Annotated in this window: 1 pseudogene; it reads right to left on the bottom strand. The window is 66.8% G+C overall.

The window, feature by feature from the left end:
• A pseudogene (locus AC0L3P_RS40360) lies at nucleotides 1-244 on the bottom strand (ISL3 family transposase); the annotation flags it as partial.

Here is a 244-nt window from a genome sequence, read left to right as displayed (position 1 = left end):
GTCGGCATCGCCGTCCGCCGACGGACCACCCGTAGCAAGGTATCGTTGCTGACAGGCAGCATGAGCCGCTTGGCGAAGCTTGCCGCCGGCCGACCGCCGAGCGCCAACCCCAAGTGATGGACGATGTATTCCAGCCGTGCTGTCCGGCGCCGTCGCAGCGGGACGATGTCTTCTCCGAACCGCTCCGCGAAGATCCGCCGGCGGCAATGCGGCACCTCGCATGTGAAGCGCCGCGTGAGTAATC

It is taken from the genome of Bradyrhizobium sp. WSM4874 (assembly GCF_055811835.1).
Note: the sequence above shows the minus strand (reverse complement) of the source record. Positions and strands in the feature narration are given on the sequence as shown.